Source organism: Streptomyces armeniacus, assembly GCF_003355155.1.
GTDB lineage: Bacteria > Actinomycetota > Actinomycetes > Streptomycetales > Streptomycetaceae > Streptomyces > Streptomyces armeniacus.
Window position 1 is genome coordinate 3,319,114 of the sequence record NZ_CP031320.1, and the last position, 16,954, is coordinate 3,336,067.

The 16,954-nt window shown below is 70.6% G+C and carries 14 protein-coding genes; 9 read left to right on the top strand and 5 right to left on the bottom strand.

Annotation, left to right across the window (positions count from 1 at the left end):
- Positions 1-18: 18 nt before the first annotated feature.
- Both DVA86_RS14370 and lepA read right to left on the bottom strand, forming a co-directional pair.
- Positions 19-1,911: an AMP-dependent synthetase/ligase gene (locus DVA86_RS14370; protein ID WP_208878688.1), complete on the bottom strand. Its 1,893-nt coding sequence runs from the start codon at positions 1,909-1,911 to the stop codon at positions 19-21.
- Positions 1,912-2,188: 277 nt separating this feature from the next.
- Positions 2,189-4,099 carry a translation elongation factor 4 gene (gene lepA / locus DVA86_RS14375; protein ID WP_208878689.1) on the bottom strand — a complete coding sequence of 637 codons (1,911 nt, stop codon included), beginning with the start codon at positions 4,097-4,099 and terminating at the stop codon, positions 2,189-2,191.
- 243 nt (positions 4,100-4,342) lie between these two features.
- Here lepA and rpsT point away from each other — a divergent pair, with 243 nt between their 5' ends.
- Together rpsT and DVA86_RS14385 are read left to right on the top strand one after the other, a co-directional pair.
- On the top strand, positions 4,343-4,609 hold the full coding sequence (rpsT, locus tag DVA86_RS14380) for a 30S ribosomal protein S20 (protein WP_208878691.1): 267 nt from the start codon (positions 4,343-4,345) through the stop codon (positions 4,607-4,609).
- A gap of 176 nt (positions 4,610-4,785) precedes the next feature.
- Positions 4,786-6,354, top strand: coding sequence for an SDR family oxidoreductase (locus tag DVA86_RS14385; RefSeq protein ID WP_208878693.1), 1,569 nt, complete (start codon positions 4,786-4,788; stop codon positions 6,352-6,354).
- 14 nt (positions 6,355-6,368) lie between these two features.
- Here DVA86_RS14385 and DVA86_RS14390 read toward each other — a convergent pair whose 3' ends face one another.
- Positions 6,369-7,751, bottom strand: coding sequence for a cryptochrome/photolyase family protein (locus DVA86_RS14390; protein WP_208878694.1), 1,383 nt, complete (start codon positions 7,749-7,751; stop codon positions 6,369-6,371).
- A 212-nt stretch (positions 7,752-7,963) separates the two neighbouring features.
- On the opposite strand from DVA86_RS14390, the gene DVA86_RS14395 reads away from it, so the two are divergent.
- The 6 genes from DVA86_RS14395 (at position 7,964) to DVA86_RS14420 (ending at position 14,892) form a co-directional block, all read left to right on the top strand.
- Positions 7,964-9,142, top strand: a complete 1,179-nt coding sequence (locus DVA86_RS14395; RefSeq protein ID WP_208878695.1) for an ROK family transcriptional regulator — start codon at positions 7,964-7,966, stop codon at positions 9,140-9,142.
- 71 nt (positions 9,143-9,213) lie between these two features.
- Positions 9,214-10,206, top strand: a complete 993-nt coding sequence (locus DVA86_RS14400; RefSeq protein ID WP_208878696.1) for a hypothetical protein — start codon at positions 9,214-9,216, stop codon at positions 10,204-10,206.
- Positions 10,207-10,220: 14 nt separating this feature from the next.
- Entirely contained in the window at positions 10,221-11,684 is a 1,464-nt protein-coding gene (locus DVA86_RS14405) for a sulfatase family protein (protein WP_281279291.1), read from the top strand.
- A gap of 12 nt (positions 11,685-11,696) precedes the next feature.
- Positions 11,697-12,734: a tripartite tricarboxylate transporter substrate binding protein gene (locus DVA86_RS14410; protein ID WP_208878698.1), complete on the top strand. Its 1,038-nt coding sequence runs from the start codon at positions 11,697-11,699 to the stop codon at positions 12,732-12,734.
- Positions 12,731-13,375 (top strand): tripartite tricarboxylate transporter TctB family protein, encoded by a 645-nt coding sequence (locus DVA86_RS14415; protein ID WP_208878699.1) that lies wholly within the window; start codon positions 12,731-12,733, stop codon positions 13,373-13,375. The genes DVA86_RS14410 and DVA86_RS14415 overlap by 4 nt, the downstream gene beginning before the upstream one ends.
- Positions 13,376-13,386: 11 nt before the next feature.
- The gene (locus DVA86_RS14420) at positions 13,387-14,892 is read left to right on the top strand and encodes a tripartite tricarboxylate transporter permease (RefSeq protein WP_208878700.1); all 1,506 of its coding nucleotides are present in this window, start codon (positions 13,387-13,389) and stop codon (positions 14,890-14,892) included.
- 30 nt (positions 14,893-14,922) lie between these two features.
- Here the strand turns inward: DVA86_RS14420 and holA are convergent, their stop codons facing one another.
- Together holA and DVA86_RS14430 are read right to left on the bottom strand one after the other, a co-directional pair.
- On the bottom strand, positions 14,923-15,915 hold the full coding sequence (gene holA, locus DVA86_RS14425) for a DNA polymerase III subunit delta (RefSeq protein ID WP_208878702.1): 993 nt from the start codon (positions 15,913-15,915) through the stop codon (positions 14,923-14,925).
- A 102-nt stretch (positions 15,916-16,017) separates the two neighbouring features.
- Positions 16,018-16,257, bottom strand: a complete 240-nt coding sequence (locus tag DVA86_RS14430; RefSeq protein WP_208878703.1) for a hypothetical protein — start codon at positions 16,255-16,257, stop codon at positions 16,018-16,020.
- A 157-nt stretch (positions 16,258-16,414) separates the two neighbouring features.
- Between DVA86_RS14430 and DVA86_RS14435 the strand changes: the two genes are divergently transcribed.
- Positions 16,415-16,879 carry a pyridoxamine 5'-phosphate oxidase family protein gene (locus DVA86_RS14435; protein ID WP_208878705.1) on the top strand — a complete coding sequence of 155 codons (465 nt, stop codon included), beginning with the start codon at positions 16,415-16,417 and terminating at the stop codon, positions 16,877-16,879.
- Positions 16,880-16,954: the final 75 nt, after the last annotated feature.

The following is a 16,954-nucleotide window of genomic DNA, read 5'->3' on the forward strand; positions in this document are numbered from 1 at the left end:
CACGTCACACCAGGGCCGTCACGCCGCCCGCGTGCCCTCGTACATCTCGTCGATCAGGTGCTTGAACTCCCGCTCCACCACCGGCCGCTTGACCTTCAGGCTCGGCGTCAGCTCGCCGTGCTCCACGTCCAGGTCGCGGGGCAGGATGCGGAACTTCTTGATCGTCTGCCAGCGCTGGAGCCCCGAGTTGAGCTGCTCGACATAGCCGTCGATCAGCTCGCGGACCTCGTCCGAGGCGATGATCTCCTCGTACGGCTTGTCCTTCAGCGTCTCCTGCTCCTGCGCCCAGTCCCGCAGGGAGGGCTCGTCGAGGGCGATGAGCGCGGTGCAGAAGTTCCGGTCGGCGCCGTGCACGAGGATGTTGGAGACGTACGGGCACACCGCCTTGAACTGGCCCTCGACCTCCGCCGGCGCGATGTACTTCCCGCCCGAGGTCTTGATCAGGTCTTTCTTGCGGTCGGTGATCCGCAGATAGCCGTCGTCGGACAGCTCGCCGATGTCGCCGGTGTGGAACCAGCCGTCGTCCTCCAGGACTTCGGCGGTCTTCTCGGGCAGCCCGTGGTAGCCCTGCATGATGCCGGGGCCGCGGAGCAGGATCTCGCCGTCGTCCGCGATGCGCACCTCGGTGCCGGGCAGCGGCTTGCCGACAGTGCCGGTGCGGTACGCCTCGCCGGGGTTGACGAAGCTGGCGGCGGACGACTCGGTGAGCCCGTAGCCCTCCAGGATGTGGATGCCGGCGCCGGAGAAGAAGTAGCCGATGTCCGGGGCGAGCGCGGCGGAGCCGGAGACGCAGGCGCGGAGGTTGCCGCCGAACGCCTCGCGCAGCTTGGCGTACACGAGCCGGTCGGCGACGGCGTGCTTGGCCTTGAGCCCGGCGGGGGCGCTGGCGGTGCCCGTACGGCGGTAGTTGTCCTGGGTGACCTTGCCGTACTCGCGGGCGACCCCGGCCGCCCACTGGAAGATCTTGTACTTCGCCGCGCCGCCCGCCTTCGCCTTGGCGGCGACGCCGTTGTAGACCTTCTCGAAGATGCGCGGCACGGCGGCCATGTACGTGGGCTGTACGACCGGGAGATTCTCGATGATCTTGTCGATCCGGCCGTCGACCGCGGTGACGTGCCCGACCTCGATCTGGCCCGAGGTGAGCACCTTGCCGAAGACGTGCGCGAGCGGCAGCCAGAGGTACTGCACGTCCTCCGGGCCCACCAGCCCGGTCTGCGCGATCGCCTTGGCCATGTACGACCAGCAGTCGTGGGGCAGCCGTACGCCCTTGGGCTTGCCGGTGGTGCCCGAGGTGTAGATGAGGGTCGCGAGCTGGTCGGAGCGGAGCGCCTCGACGGTGTCCTTGACGCTGTCGGGGTGCTCCTCCAGGTGGGCGGTGCCACGCCGGATCAGCTCGTCCAGCGAGAGCACCCAGCCCTCGGGGTCACCGGGCTCGGCGACGGCGTCCGCTTGCTCGATCACCACCACGTGGGAGAGGTGCGGCAGTTCGCTCCGCTTCTCCCTCGCCTTGGCCAGCTGCGCCGCGTCCTCGGCGATCAGCACGCGGCTGTCGGAGTCGGCGAGGATGTACGCGGTCTCCTCGGTGTTCGTGCTCGGGTAGATGGTGGTCGTGGCCGCGCCGGAGCAGAGCACCCCGAAGTCGCACAGGATCCAGTCGACCCGGGTGCCGGAGGCGACCGCGACCCGCTCCTCCGGCCGTACGCCCAGCGCCGTCAGCCCGGCGGCGATGGCGAACACGCGCTCCCCGGCCTCGCCCCACGAGTACGAGTGCCACTCGTCGGGCGCGTCCGCCGTGGCCCCCGGCACCGGGTACCGGTAGGCCTCCGCGGCCGGCGTGGCCGCCACCCGCTCCAGGAACAGCGTCGCCACGGAGGGCGGCCGGTTTTCGATCAGGGACTGTGTGTCGCTCACGACATCCTCCGGGGCCCACGTCTGGTTCGTGCGTGTGACATCACGCTTGTGACTCACGAGTAACTACAGAGCAGTGATCAGAGTAGAGGCCACGGCTCCCTTACGTAAGGGGTATGCGGCAGGGTCGATACGTGAGCGTGACCGGACGCCCGGAGTAGTCGTCCGGTCACCACAGGATCGCCACATCCCCGTACAGGCGCCGCGCGCGGCCGCTTCCGGCGGCTGCCTCGCCCACGGCTCCCCCGCGGCGTCCCGTACGGCTCCCGCTCGCTCCTTCTTATTTCTTCGCCTTCGCGTCCGCGGCGTCGCTGTCGCTGGACAGCGCAGCGATGAAGGCCTCCTGCGGCACCTCGACCCGGCCCACGACCTTCATCCGCTTCTTGCCTTCCTTCTGCTTCTCCAGCAGCTTCCGCTTACGCGAGATGTCACCGCCGTAGCACTTGGCCAGCACGTCCTTGCGGATCGCGCGCACCGTCTCGCGGGCGATGACCCGGGAACCGACGGCGGCCTGGATGGGCACCTCGAACTGCTGCCGCGGGATGAGCTCGCGCAGCTTGGTCGCCATCCGCACGCCGTACCCGTACGCCTTGTCCTTGTGCACGATCGCGGAGAACGCGTCCACGCGGTCGCCCTGCAGCAGGATGTCGACCTTCACGAGGTCGGCCGCCTGCTCGCCGTTGGGCTCGTAGTCGAGCGAGGCGTAGCCGCGGGTCTTGGACTTGAGTGAGTCGAAGAAGTCGAAGACGATCTCGGCGAGCGGCAGTTGGTAGCGCAGCTCGACGCGTTCCTCGGAGAGGTAGTCCATGCCCTGGAGGCTGCCGCGGCGGGACTGGCACAGCTCCATGATCGCGCCGATGAACTCGCTGGGCGCGATGAGCGTGGAGCGCACCATCGGCTCGTGCACCTTGTCGACCTTGCCCGTCGGGAACTCGCTCGGGTTGGTGACGATGTGCTCGGTGCCGTCCTCCATGTCGACGCGGTAGACGACGTTCGGCGCGGTCGCGATCAGGTCCAGCCCGAACTCGCGCTCCAGCCGCTCCCGGATCACCTCCAGGTGCAGCAGCCCCAGGAAGCCCACGCGGAAGCCGAAGCCGAGCGCGGCGGACGTCTCGGGCTCATACACCAGCGCGGCGTCGTTCAGCTGGAGCTTGTCGAGGGCGTCGCGCAGCTCGGGGTAGTCGGAGCCGTCCAGCGGATAGAGCCCCGAGAACACCATGGGCTTGGGCTCCTTGTAGCCGCCGAGCGGCTCGGTGGCGCCCTTGCTGAGCTGGGTGATCGTGTCGCCGACCTTGGACTGGCGCACGTCCTTCACACCCGTGATCAGATAGCCGACCTCGCCGACGCCCAGCCCTTCGGAGGGCGTCATCTCCGGCGAGTTGGCGCCGATCTCCAGCAGCTCGTGCGTGGCGCCGGTCGACATCATCCTGATCCGCTCGCGCTTGCTCAGCTTGCCGTCGACCACCTTCACGTACGTGACGACGCCGCGGTACGAGTCGTAGACCGAGTCGAAGATCATCGCGCGGGCGGGGGCGTCCGCGACGCCGACCGGCGGCGGCACCTGCCCGACAACCGTGTCCAGCAGCTCGCCGACGCCCTCGCCCGTCTTCGCCGAGACCTTCAGCACGTCCTCCGGCTCGCAGCCGATCAGATGGGCCAGCTCGGCGGCGAACTTCTCGGGCTGCGCGGCGGGCAGGTCGATCTTGTTGAGCACCGGGATGATCGTGAGCTCGTGCTCCATCGCGAGATAGAGGTTGGCGAGCGTCTGCGCCTCGATGCCCTGGGCGGCGTCCACGAGGAGGATGCAGCCCTCGCAGGCGGCGAGGGAGCGGGACACCTCGTAGGTGAAGTCGACGTGACCCGGGGTGTCGATCATGTTGAGGATGTGCGCCACCCCCGAGTCGCCGGTGCCGCCCGTGCCGTCCGCGCTTCCGACGTTCCCGTTCGCGCCGGGCGACCAGGGCATGCGTACGGCCTGGGACTTGATCGTGATGCCCCGCTCCCGCTCGATGTCCATGCGGTCGAGATACTGGGCACGCATCTGGCGCTGCTCGACGATGCCGGTCAGCTGGAGCATCCGGTCGGCGAGCGTCGACTTGCCGTGGTCGATGTGCGCGATGATGCAGAAGTTACGGATCAGCGCCGGGTCGGTACGGCTCGGCTCCGGCGCTTTCGAAGGGGTCGCGGGCACGCAGTGTCCTGTCGGGTCTGTCGGTGGAGGCTCTCGGGTAGATATACGTCCCCCCCATCGTCCCATGAGCGGGCGGCGGCCCGGGGAGCGCGACCTGAGCGGGGGCCGGGGCGGGGTGCTGATAAACTTGCCCACTGTGCCTTGTGTCCGCCGCCCGTAGCCCGTCGCCAGTCCGCCGGGTACGGCAGGGGCGGACGCCCGTAGGCAACCGTACGAATCACCGAACCCTGTGAAGGCTCTTTCGTGGCGAACATCAAGTCCCAGATGAAGCGGATCAAGACCAACGAGAAGGCGCGTCAGCGCAACAAGGCGGTCAAGTCCGAGCTGAAGACGGCGATCCGGCGCACCCGGGAAGCCGTTGCCGCCGGTGACGCCGAGAAGGCGGACACCGCTGCCCGCGAGGCCGCCCGCAAGCTCGACAAGGCGGTCAGCAAGGGCGTGCTGCACAAGAACAACGCCGCCAACAAGAAGTCGGCGCTCGCGCACAAGGTCGCCTCCGTCAAGGGCTGAGACGATCCAACCCTCCGTGAGGGACATGCCAGGCCCTCTACCCCGGCTTCACGGACAGACCGCGTAGTACGCCACGCTGCGCCGATGCCCCCGGACCCACTCCGGGGGCATCGCTGTGTCCGGCGCCGCCCGGCTCCTCGGAATCACACCCTGCCCACTCGATACCCGCTTCCGTTATGAGTGGCTATCTCCGGGTTGGGAACACAGGGGAGGAAGAGATCGGAGTGGTGCCGGTGAACGAGCGGGGCGCGGAACAGGCACCGCGGCTGCGCTGCCTGGTGGCGGGGGCCAGCGGCTACATCGGCGGCAGGCTCGTGCCGGAGCTGCTGGCCGCGGGCCACACCGTACGGTGCCTGGCGCGCACTCCCGGCAACCTCCGCGGCCACGTCTGGGCCGGGCGGGCGGAGGTGGTCAAGGGCGACGTCACCGACGAGGCGTCCGTACGCGACGCCATGCGGGGCATCGACGTCGCGTACTACCTGGTGCACGCGCTCGGCGCCGGAGCGGACTTCGAGGAGAGCGACCGCCGCGCGGCGCGGATCTTCGGCGAGCAGGCCCGCGCCGCGGGTGTGCGGCGCATCGTCTACCTGGGCGGGCTGACCCCGAGGGATGTGCCGGAACGGGACCTGTCGCCCCATCTGCGCTCCCGGACGGAAGTCGGGCGCATCCTGCTGGACTCGGGGGTGCCCACCGCCGTACTGCGGGCCGCGGTCATCATCGGCTCCGGCTCGGCGTCGTTCGAGATGCTGCGCTATCTGACCGAGCGGCTGCCGGCGATGGTCACGCCCAGCTGGGTACGGACACCGGTCCAGCCCATCGCCGTACGGGACGTGCTGCGCTGCCTGGTGGGCTGCGCGGAACTACCCCCGGACGTGAGCCGCACCTTCGACATCGGTGGCCCGGACGTCATCACGTACGAGGACATGATGCAGCGGTACGCCGCCGTGGCCGGTCTGCCGCGACGCCTCATCGTCCCCGTACCGGTGCTCACCCCGAAGCTGTCCAGCCTCTGGATCGGACTCGTGACCCCGGTTCCGGGAGCGATCGCCCGGCCGCTCGCGGAGTCGCTGCGCCACGAAGTGGTCTGCCGCGAGCGGGATCTCGCCCGTTACGTGCCGGACCCGCCCCACGGGCCGATCGGCTTCGACCGCGCCCTCGAACTCGCCCTCAAGCGGGTGCAGTACGCCGAGGTCACCACCAGCTGGTCAGCCGCCTCCGTACCGGGCGCCCCCAGCGACCCGCTGCCCACCGACCCCGACTGGGCGGGCGGCAGCCTCTACGACGACAAGCGCGCACAGGTCGTCGACGCGCCGCCCGAGGCGCTTTGGCAGGTCATCGAGGGGATCGGCGGCGAGAACGGCTGGTACTCCTTCCCGCTGGCCTGGGCCGTACGGGGGTGGCTGGACCGGCTGGCGGGCGGCGTCGGCCTGCGGCGCGGCAGGCGGGACGCCCGCCGGCTGCGGGTCGGCGACTCGCTGGACTTCTGGCGTGTGGAGGAGATCGACCCCGGACGGCTGCTGCGGCTGCGCGCCGAGATGCGTCTGCCGGGACTCGCGTGGCTCGAACTGCGCACCGGACGGGACCGGCGCGGCCGCACCGTGTACCTCCAGCGCGCGCTGTTCCATCCGCACGGGCTCACGGGGCACGCGTACTGGTGGGGCGTCTCCCCGTTCCACGGGCTGGTCTTCGGCGGCATGGCCCGCAACATCGCCAAGGCGGCCGCACGGGAGGCGGCTCGTACGTGACGGCCCTCGCGCGTTCAGGCGGGACCGGTACGCGCCCCGCGGGCCCGGCGGAAGCGGTCGCGGGCGGCGTCGAGGTCGACGATCGGGCCTGGGTAGTCCCGGGGCCGGTCTTCTTCCGCGAGCGTCCAGGGAGCGTGTACGGCTCTGCCCGCCACGTCGGCCAGCTCCGGCACCCAGCGGCGTACGAAGGCCCCTTCGGGGTCGAAACGGCGGGCCTGGGTCAGCGGGTTGAGGACCCGGTTGGGGCGGGTGTCGGTGCCGGTGCCCGCCGCCCACTGCCAGTTCAGCTGGTTGTTGGCCACGTCCCCGTCGACGAGCCAGTCCAGGAAGTGCCGGGCCCCGACCCGCCAGTCGACGTAGAGCGTCTTGGTCAGGAAGCCGGCAGTCAGCAGCCGCGCACGGTTGTGCATCCATCCCTCGTGGCGCAACTGCCGCATGGCGGCGTCGACGACGGGATAGCCGGTACGGCCCTCCCGCCACGCGTCGGCGGCCCGCTCGTCCCGCCGCCACCGGTCGCCGTGCGTGCGGTAGTCGGCGTGCGCGGCCCGCGGGCGCGCGGCGAGGACCTGGCGGTGGAAGTCCCGCCAGGCCAGCTGCCGTACGAACGCCTCCGCGCCCCGGCCGCCGCGCGCGCGGGCGCGCCGGACGGCCTCGACGGCCGACAGCGTGCCGAAGTGCAGGTGCGGCGAGAGGCGGGAGGTGGCGTCGGCGGGCAGGTCGTCGTGCCGGTCCTCGTACGCGTCCACGCCACGCCGCATCCAGGCCGTCAGACGCCGGCGGGCTTCCCGCTCCCCACCCCCGGGAAGCTCCGGGGAGACACTGCGCGTGCGTGAACGCGACGGCAGAGGCGCGGACTTGACGCCGTCCGGCACGGTGACGCCGCGCGGGCTGCCGAGCACGTTCCGGAGCCGCTGGGCCTGCCACTGCCGGAAGTAGGGGGTGAAGACGGCGAAGTGGTCCTTGCCCTGCGGCGTGACGGACCCCGGAGGCACGACGGCGGTCACGGCGTCGTGCACGCGCAGCCGGCGCCCCTCGGCCCGCAGCGCGTGCCGCAGCCGGTCCTCGCGCCGCTGGGCGTAGCCGCTGACGTCCGCGGCGAGGTGCACCTCGTCGACACCGGCCTCGTGGGCGGCGCGGCAGGTCTCCTCGACGACGTCTCCGGTACGCACGACCAGCCGGCCGCCGCGCTCGCGCAGACCTTCGTCCAGGTCGCCGAGGCAGTCGGCGAGGAACGCCAGCCGGTTGGGCGCGTCGAAACCGGCCTTCCGCACGCCGTCGTCCAGCACGAACAGCGGCACGACCGCGCCCTGTTGTCCCGCCCCGTCCAGGGCCCCGCGCAGCACCGGGTTGTCGTGCAGCCGCAGGTCGGCGGTGAAGAGGGCGAGGGTGACGGGCACGGGCACTCCGTAGCGTCGGGAGTATGTCCACCCGCCATTCTCGGCGGGCCGGCCACGCGGACACGCTCACCGGCGGTCGCGGTCGCCCGTACGGGTCAGCGGTGGGATCCGGCGGCGCCGGTGCAGGTCTCTGGACATAAAAATGTTCGCCACAGACTTTTGTGTCCACTCTCTTGACGCAAAGTGGCGGCGGCGGAACACTTCAAGCCATCATGAGAAACACGCCACAGGGCTCCCTGCAGTCGCTCCGGGAGCAGAACCGCGAACGGGTACTGGAACTCCTCCGGGAGCACGGTGAGCTCCACCGGGCGGAGCTCGCACGGCGGACCGGCCTGTCCCGTACCACCGTCTCCACGATCATCGTCGGACTCCTCTCCGACGGGCTTGTCTCGGAATCGACCGTCTCCGGGCCCGCGAGTGGCCGCCGCGGCGGCATGCTCACCCTCAACCCCGACCTCGGTGTGATCCTGGGCATCGACGTCAGCCTCGCCACGGCGCGCCTCGTGGTGGCCGACACCTCCCACCGGGTGCTCCAGCGCGGAGTCGTGGAACTGCCGTCCCACCTGGGCTGGTCCGAGCGGCTGGACAGAGCCGCGGATCTCGCGCGTGAACTGGTCGCGTCCGCCGGCAGGTCCATGGATCTGGTGGTGGGAGCGGGGCTGGGCGTGCCGGGACCCGTCAACCAGTTCACCGGGGAGGTGGCCGCATCCAGTAATTCGCTGGGCTGGGAGGGCGTTCTCGCCGGTGAGGAACTCAGCCGGCGGCTGGGCGTCGCCGTCGCGCTCGACAACACCTCACACCTGGCGTCGTTGGCGGAAGTGGTCTGGGGAGCCGGGCAGGGCTGCCGCAACGTCATCTACGTCAAGATCGCCAACGGTGTCGGTGCCGGGTTCATGATCGACGGCCGTATCTTCCGGGGCGCGGTCGGTGCGGCAGGCGAACTCGGCCACATCGGCATCAACGAGACCGGGCCCGCGTGCCGTTGCGGCAACCGCGGCTGCCTGGAGGTCTACACAGCCGTTCCGGCTGTCCTGCGGGCGCTGCAACCGGAGTACGGAGAGCTGATCACCCTCGACGAGGCACTCCGCCTCGCGCGTGAGGGGGAGCGGTCCTGCCGCCGGGTGCTCTCCGACACCGGTCTGCTGCTAGGACGCGCCCTGGCCGGCGTCGCGAATCTCCTCAACCCCGAACTCGTGATCGTAGGCGGCGACCTGGCGGCAGCGGACGACCTGCTGCTGTCGCCGCTGCGGACCGCGCTCGAACGGAACGCGCTGAAGATCATCTCGGCGAGTGTGCGCGTCGCGCCCGGCGAACTCGGTGACGAGGCAGGGGCACTGGGCGGTGTCGCCCTCGTACTGCGTGAGGCGGACCGGCTCGTCACGTCCTCCTGACCACCCAGGCCCGCAGCCCGCGTGGCGCACGGCCGATTCCATCCACTGACGGCTTGACGAAGGGCTTTCCCATGAACGACCGCACGACGCAGCCGCCCTCCTCCCCGGTCCTCGACTTCGATCCGGAAGACGGCATCACCATCCTCGCCCCCTCGCAGCCGGGCGAAGGCAACTGGATCGGCTGCCCGAGCGTGCTGCACGAGCCGGAGAGCGGCCGCTTCCTCCTCACCTACCGGGAGCGCCGTCCGCGGGGCCAGGGTGCGGACCGCGGCTGGCGCTGCGCGCTGGCGAGCAGCACCGACGGACACACCTTCGAGGACATCTGGTCCGTCGAGAAGGGCGAACTCGGCACCGCCTCCATGGAACGCTTCGCCCTCGCACACGCCCCGGGCGGCGGCTACCTGCTGTACGTCAGCTACGTCGACCCCGCCGACAAGCGGTGGCGCATCGACGTTGTGGAGGCCGACAGGCCGGAGCTCCTGGACATCACCAGGGCCAGACCGGTCCTCACCGCCGCGACCACGGGAACCGAAGGAGTCAAGGACCCCGTGCCGGTCAGCGTGGACGGCCAGTTGTGGCTGTACGTCAGCTACGCCGCCGCCAACTCCTTCACGCCCGAGGACAGCGAGCGGGCCCACGCCCTGGGCGACATCTACGTCACCGGCGCGACCATCTTCCCGACAGGGCTGGCCACCAGCGGCGACGGCCTCACCTTCGACTGGCACCCGGACGTACTGCCGGTCGGATCCGGCTGGGACCGCTACCAGACCAGGCTCACCACCGTCGCCGAGTCGGCCGGGGGCTACGTCGGCGTGTACGACGGGAGTTCCGGGGCGCACGAGAACTACGAGGAGCGGGCCGGTCTGGCCTGGTCGCCGAACCTGAAGGACTGGACCTCGCGCACATCCGACGGGCCGGCTCTCGTATCGCCGCACGGCACCGGCTCACTGCGCTACCTGGACCTCGTACCGGTGGGTGACGACTGGTTCGCCTACTACGAGTACACCCGTGCCGACGGCGCCCACGAGCTGCGCCTCAACCGTGTCCCCCGGAGGCCCGCATGATCTCGCCGGCTCCGATGCGACAGCCCAATATCGTGCTGGTCATGACCGACCAGCAACGCTGGGACGCCCTTGCCTCCGCGGGTGTCTTCCCGGTCGAGACCCCGACGCTGGACCGACTCTGCGCTGAAGGAACGTGGTTCCGTCGCACCTACGCGCAGAGCCCGATCTGCGTACCCAGCCGGATGAGCTTCTTCACCGGCCGCTATCCGCACCAGCACGGCTGCCTCGACAACGACACCTCGGTGTGGCCGGAAGCCCCCAGTTTCGTCCGCAGCCTGCGCGACTCCGGCTACCACACCGCCGCAGTGGGGAAGCTGCACTACACCTGGTTCCACGACCTCGAGATCCCGGTGAGCGGTGAGCTGCTCAGGCGGTTCGGCTTCGACGAAGCCGTCGAGACGACCGGGAAGATGAGCCAGGGCAACCTCCGGGCCAGCGCCTACTCCGAACACCTGCGTGACAAAGGGCTTCTCCCGGCATACCACCAGGACCTGATGGCCCGCTCCGAGGCGGGGCCCCTCGAGGCGTACGCCCGCCGCCCCTCCATGCTCGACGAGGACGACCACATCGACGGGTGGGTGCTGGGACGCGCGGAGGAATGGCTCCACGACGTCGCCACCGACAAACCGTTCTTCCTGTGGGTCGGACCGCCCGGCCCGCACGACCCGTTCGACCCGCCCGCCCCCTGGGCGGACCGCTACCGGCCCGAGGACATGCCGCTGGGCCCGCTGTCCTACCGCTACCCGGTGGAGTCCGACGCGATCAGCGCCGCGATCCCGGACGCGTCACCGCGGCAGATCCAGGAGATGCGGACCCAGTACCTCGCGAACGTGTCCTTCATCGACGACCGGGTGGGCCGGCTCCTCGACGTCCTCCAGCAGCGCGACCTCCTCGCGGACACCTGGATCGTCTACTGCAGTGACCACGGCGAGATGCTCGGCGACCACCGGCTCATCTGGAAGGGCCAGTTGCTCGACCCGGCCATCCGCGTACCGCTCGTCATGCGGCCCCCGGACAACTGGCCTCACCCACGCGGTCGTAGCTCCGACGCGCTCGTGGAGCTGATCGACGTCCCCGCCACTCTCCTCGACCTGGCCGGCGCTCAACTGCCCGGTGGACAGGGCCGCAGCCTCCGGCCGCTGCTGGAGGACGTAACGACGGGCGGGCCGGCCGTGCATCGCGAGACCGCCGCGGCGGAGCTCGGCACCCGGGTCATGGTCACCGACGGGCGGCACAAGGTCATCACCACCGACCGGGCAGTCGCCCTGGACAGGGTCTTCGACCTGGCCGACGACCCCGACGAGGAGTGCGATCTCGTCTCCACCGACGGGGCGGACCTCCCCGCCGTCGAGTCGCTGCACGACATCGCGCGGCAGCTGACGGCCTCGGCCCCCGCCGATCTTGCCACTCCGTGGCGTCATAGCACTCCCTACCAGCGGTGGGGCCGTAACCCGCTTCGGGAGCCAACCGTTCAGTGACAGGAGCTTGTGATGGAACTCCGGCACGCAGCTGAAACCCACATCGCCCGCACAGGCCCCCGTTCCGGCGGGAGACGCCTCACCGCAGTCCTGTCCGGTGTCCTGGCCAGCGTACTTCTGGCCGCCTGTGCCCCGAACAGCACTTCCACCTCCGGCGACTCCTCCGCCGACGACTACCCCAGCAAGGGCGTCACGCTCACCGTGGTCTATCCCGCGGGCTCGGCGCCGGACAGCACGGCGCGGACCCTCGCCGCGGAGCTGGAGAAGGAGCTGGACACCAACATCACCGTGGTGAACCAGGACGGCGGCAACGGCATGGTCGGCCTCTCCCAGCTCCTCGGCGAGAAGGCCGACGGACACCAGCTCGCCTTTACCGCAAGCCCGCCCCTGACCACCTCCTGGCAGCAGATCAAGAGCAACTTCACCGGGCCGGACTCGATCGATCCGGTCGCGCAGACCAACGAAGTGCCGTCCGTCCTGTTCGTGAACGGCGACTCCGGCATCACATCCGTCGAGGACTTCGTGGCGAAGGCCAAGAAGAGCAAGCTCAAAGTCGGTGTCCCCGGCGCCTCCTCCGTTCAGCGGTTCCAGCTCGAGGAGTTCACCAAGGCGGCGGGTATCCGGGTGGAACAGGTCGTCACCGATGCCGGTCAGCAGATTCTGCCCGTGGTCAACGGCACCCTGGACGCGGCGGTCGCGCAGCCCTCGCCGATCCTGCAGTACGTGCAGAAGGGCGACCTGCGGATGACCGGCTACTTCGGCGACCGGAAGCCCAAGGGACTCGAAGTCGGCACCTTCGCCGACGCCGGCTACGAGACCACCTTCGGCGGGTTCGAGGGCTTCATCGCGCCCAAGGGCGTACCTGAAAAGGTCCTCGACCGACTCGACGAAGCCGTCAAGAAGGCAACGGCCTCCAAGGCGTTCACGGACTTCATGGCCAAGACCCACGGCGTCCCCGCCTTTCTGGACCGGGCGGCGTTCGAGAAGCGGATGGCCGCCGACGTCGCGACATCGAAGAAGTACATCGACGACCTGGGGCTGAAGAAATGAACAGGTCCGCCAACAGCCGCGCCGCCGGGGCCGTCGGCGGTTCGCCGACGGCCCCGCGTTCCGGTGCTCCCGAGCCCGAGCCCGAGCCCGGCCCGGAGCCCGGCCCCTCCGCGCAACCGGTTCCCGAGTCACCCCCGGGCCCGTCCCGTACGGTGCGCACGGTACTCGCGGCCCTCCTGACCCTCGGAGGGGTCGCCTACGGGGCCGAAGCCCTCCGGCTGGGTACGGGTAACGCCGCCCGGCCGGGGCCAGGGCTCTTTCCTCTCCTGATCGGTGTGATCCTCACCGTCTCCGGTGCGGCCCTGGTCGTGCAGACCCTCAGGGGGCGCCTCGTCGCGGCATCCGACGCGGGCGGAAGCGACGCGGATCCCGTCGGCTCCGACACGCTCGGTGGTTCTCCGCCCCGCGTCCGCCTGTTGACCGTGGTCGGCGCGCTGACCTGCTATGTCGTAGGGGTGGGGTGGGTCGGGCATCTCATCACCGCCACCGTGGTCACCGTACTGGCGACCCGGCTGCTCGGGGGCCGCAAGTGGTGGGCCTGCGCCGCCGTCGGAATCGTCGCCGGCGTCGTCACCGAACTGGTCTTCGGGAACCTGCTGGGAGTCCCGCTGCCCGCCGGCCTGTACGGCACGAATCTCTGATCGGGGCAGTGATGGAAGCACTCAACTCCCTGATGGCCGGCTTCGAGGCCATCCTGCGCCCAGGCCCTCTCCTCGCGATGTTCCTCGGAGTCGTCGTCGGGAGCCTGGTCGGCGCGCTGCCGGGAATCGGCCCGGTCGGAGCCATGGCGGTGCTGCTGCCGCTGAGCTTCAGCCTCGACCCCGCGGCCGGACTTCTGATGATCACCGGCATCTTCCTCGGTTCCCAGTACGGCGGATCGACAGCCTCGATCCTGATGAACGTGCCGGGTGAGGCGTCTTCGGTGGTCACGGCCATCGACGGGCACGAGATGACCAAACGCGGCCGCGCCGGTGCCGCACTCGCCGTGTCCGCCATCGGCTCGTTCGTCGCCGGCACGCTGGCCGTCGTTCTGCTGATGCTCGCGGCCGGACCGGTCAGCGAACTGGCGCTGTCGTTCTCAGCCCCCGAGTTTCTGGCCCTGTCGGTCTTCGCCCTGTTCGTCCTGTCCCGGCTCTCCGGCGGGTCGTTCTCCGCCACCATGATCGCCGCCGGGATCGGACTGGCTCTCGCGACTGTCGGCGTCGACGAGACCTCGGGCGGCGTGCGCTACACGATGGGCAGCGACAGCCTGATCTCCGGCGTGGAGATCACTCCGGTCGCGGTCGGCCTCTTCGGCATCGCCGAACTGATGCTCCTGGTCGAACGCCGCGGTACGGTGCCGAAGCTCCCCACCGTACGCATGCGCGAGCTCTACCCCACGCGCGCGGAACTGCGTCGAGCGACGCCTGCGATGGGGCGGGGCAGCGTCCTGGGCTTCCTGTTCGGGCTCCTCCCCGGGCCCGGAGCGGCGGTGTCGACCTACGCGTCGTACATGCTGGAGCGCCGTGTGTCCCGGCACAAGGACGAGTTCGGCAAGGGCGCCATCGAAGGAGTGGCCGGACCGGAGTCGGCCAACAACGGCGCCGCCGGAGGATCGTTGGTACCTCTGCTGGTACTGGGGGTCCCCTTCGCCGCACCCACCGCTCTCCTGCTGGCCGGCTTCACCATTCACGGGGTGACACCTGGGCCCCTGTTCATCGACCAGGAACCCGATCTCTTCTGGAGTCTCGTCGCGGGCATGTTCCTTGCGAACGTCGCCCTGCTGGTGCTCAATCTGCCGCTGGTCGGAGTCTTCACCGCCATGCTGCGCATCCCCCGTGACGTCCTCGTCGCTCTCATACTCCTCATCGCGGCAGTGGGCACCTTCGCCGCACGCAACAGCATCGTGGATGTCGGCTGGATGATCGCCATGGGCATCCTCGGCTACGGCATGGTCAAGTTCGGTCTCTCCCGCGCCGCACTCATGCTCGCCTTCGTCGTCGCCCCGCTGATGGAGCGCTCGCTCCTCCAGACGCTCACCCTGTCGCAGGACGACCCGGCCTACATGCTGGGCCGCCCCCTCGCGGTCACCCTCCTCCTCATGTCCCTGATCGCCATGGCGGCTCCCCCGCTCGCCCGCCGATACCGGAACAGCCGGGAGACGGTGAGCGTCTCCTGAACTGGCACCAGCTGCCGCGGCAGGGACCCGTCAGCGGGAGCGGGCCGCGCGGGCGATCGTGATCACGGCCTGCTCCAGGGCGTACTCCGGGTCGTCCCCGCCGCCCTTGACCCCCGCGTCCGCCTGGGCGACCGCGCGCAGCGCCACCGAGACGCCGTCGGCCGACCAGCCGCGCATCTGCTGCCGTACGCGGTCCACCTTCCACGGCGGCATCCCCAGCTCGCGCGCCAGATCGCCCGGGCGCATGTTGCGCGGCGCCGACGCGAGCTTGCCTATCGCCCGCACGCCCTGCGCGAGGGCGCTCGTGATCAGCACCGGGGCGACGCCGGTGGCCAGCGACCAGCGCAGCGCCTCCAGCGCCTCGGCCGCCCGGCCCTCCACGGCGCGGTCGGCGATGGTGAAGCTGGACGCCTCGGCACGGCCCGTGTAGTAGCGCGCGACGACGGCGTCGTCGATCGCGCCCTCCACGTCGGCGACGAGCTGGCGGCAGGCGGAGGCGAGTTCGCGCAGGTCGCTGCCGACCGCGTCGCACAGCGCCTGGCACGCGTCAGGCGTCGCGGAACGGCCCGCCGCGCGGAACTCGCCCCGTACGAACGCCAGTCGGTCCGCCGGCTTGGTCATCTTCGGGCAGGCGACCTCGCGGGCGCCCGACTTGCGGGCGGCGTCCAGCAGGCCCTTGCCCTTCGCGCCGCCCGCGTGCAGCAGCACCAGGGTGATCTCCTCGGCGGGGGCGCCGAGATACGCCTTGACGTCCTTCACGCTGTCCGCCGCCAGGTCCTGCGCGCCGCGCACGACGATCACCTTGCGCTCGGCGAACAGCGAAGGGCTGGTCAGCTCGTCCAGCGTGCCCGGCTGGAGATCGGGGGCGGCCAGCTCGCGCACGTCGGTGTCGGCGTCGGAGGCGCGTGCCGCGGCGACCACCTCCTGCACGGCGCGGTCGAGGAGCAGGTCCTCCTGCCCGACCGCGATCGTGACGGGCGCGAGCGGGTCGTCTGTCGTGGGTGTCTTACGGGTTCCGGCCATCGCGGTCCAGCATCCCACGACCCGCTGACACCGGCGCCGTACGCAGGCCGGTCACGGGCGGACGCCGGGCGGCGCGGTCCGTGCGCGGGCACGCCGCGCCCCTCACTCGCGCCAGCCGTCGTACTCCGCCGCCAGCTCCGCGAGCGGTTCCGGCGCGTAACGGCCCTCCCCGTCCTCGACCACCACCAGCCACTGCGCGTCCTCGGCGTCGTCCTCGCCGGCCAGCGCCTCGCGTACCAGCTCGGGTTCCTCCCGTACGCCGAACCGCTCGCGCAGCTGCTCGGCCACCTCCTCCGCCGCGTCGCGGTCGGGGAACACCAGGATGTGTCGTACGTCGTTCACGCGCCCATTCTGCTGTCCGCGCGGACGTGCGCGGCGGCGGGGCCCGTACGGCCGGGGCCTTGGGACCGGGTCCTGAGTCTGGGCCTTGAGCCTGGGGCCTGAGAGGTACGACCGGCGCCCGATGCACGGGGGCTGCGCCACTGCTACGTTCCGGCGCATGGCGAACACCACTTCCGCGCCCCGTACCGGCGCCGAGCGCAAGCGCGACCTGCTGGCACGGCTGGACACCGAGCACGACGTCTGGGTGGCCTCGGCCGGCCTCGACGGAACGCCGTGCCTCGTGCCGCTCTCGCTGCACTGGGACGGCGCGGTGGTCTGGCTGTCCACCCGCGCCGACAACCCGACGGGGCGCAACCTGCGCGAGAACGGCGTGGTACGGCTCTCCTTGGCCAGCACCGAGGCGGTGGTGATGGTGGACGGCACGGTGGAGACGTTCAGCCTGGAGGAGGCGGATACGGAGACGGCGGACGCGTTCGCGGCACGCTGCGGCTGGGACCCGCGGAAGGCGCGGCGCGGCGAGTACGTCTGGTTCAGGGTCACGCCCACCGCCGTGCAGGCGTTCCAGGGGCGGCACGAGATGCCGGGGCGGCACCTGATGACCGACGGCGAGTGGCACGTCTGAGCGAGCACAAGCCCCAGATGTACTCTGGGTGAACCTCTGCTGACAGCTTGGAGTGCGGGCGCCCGCGCCGCGCAG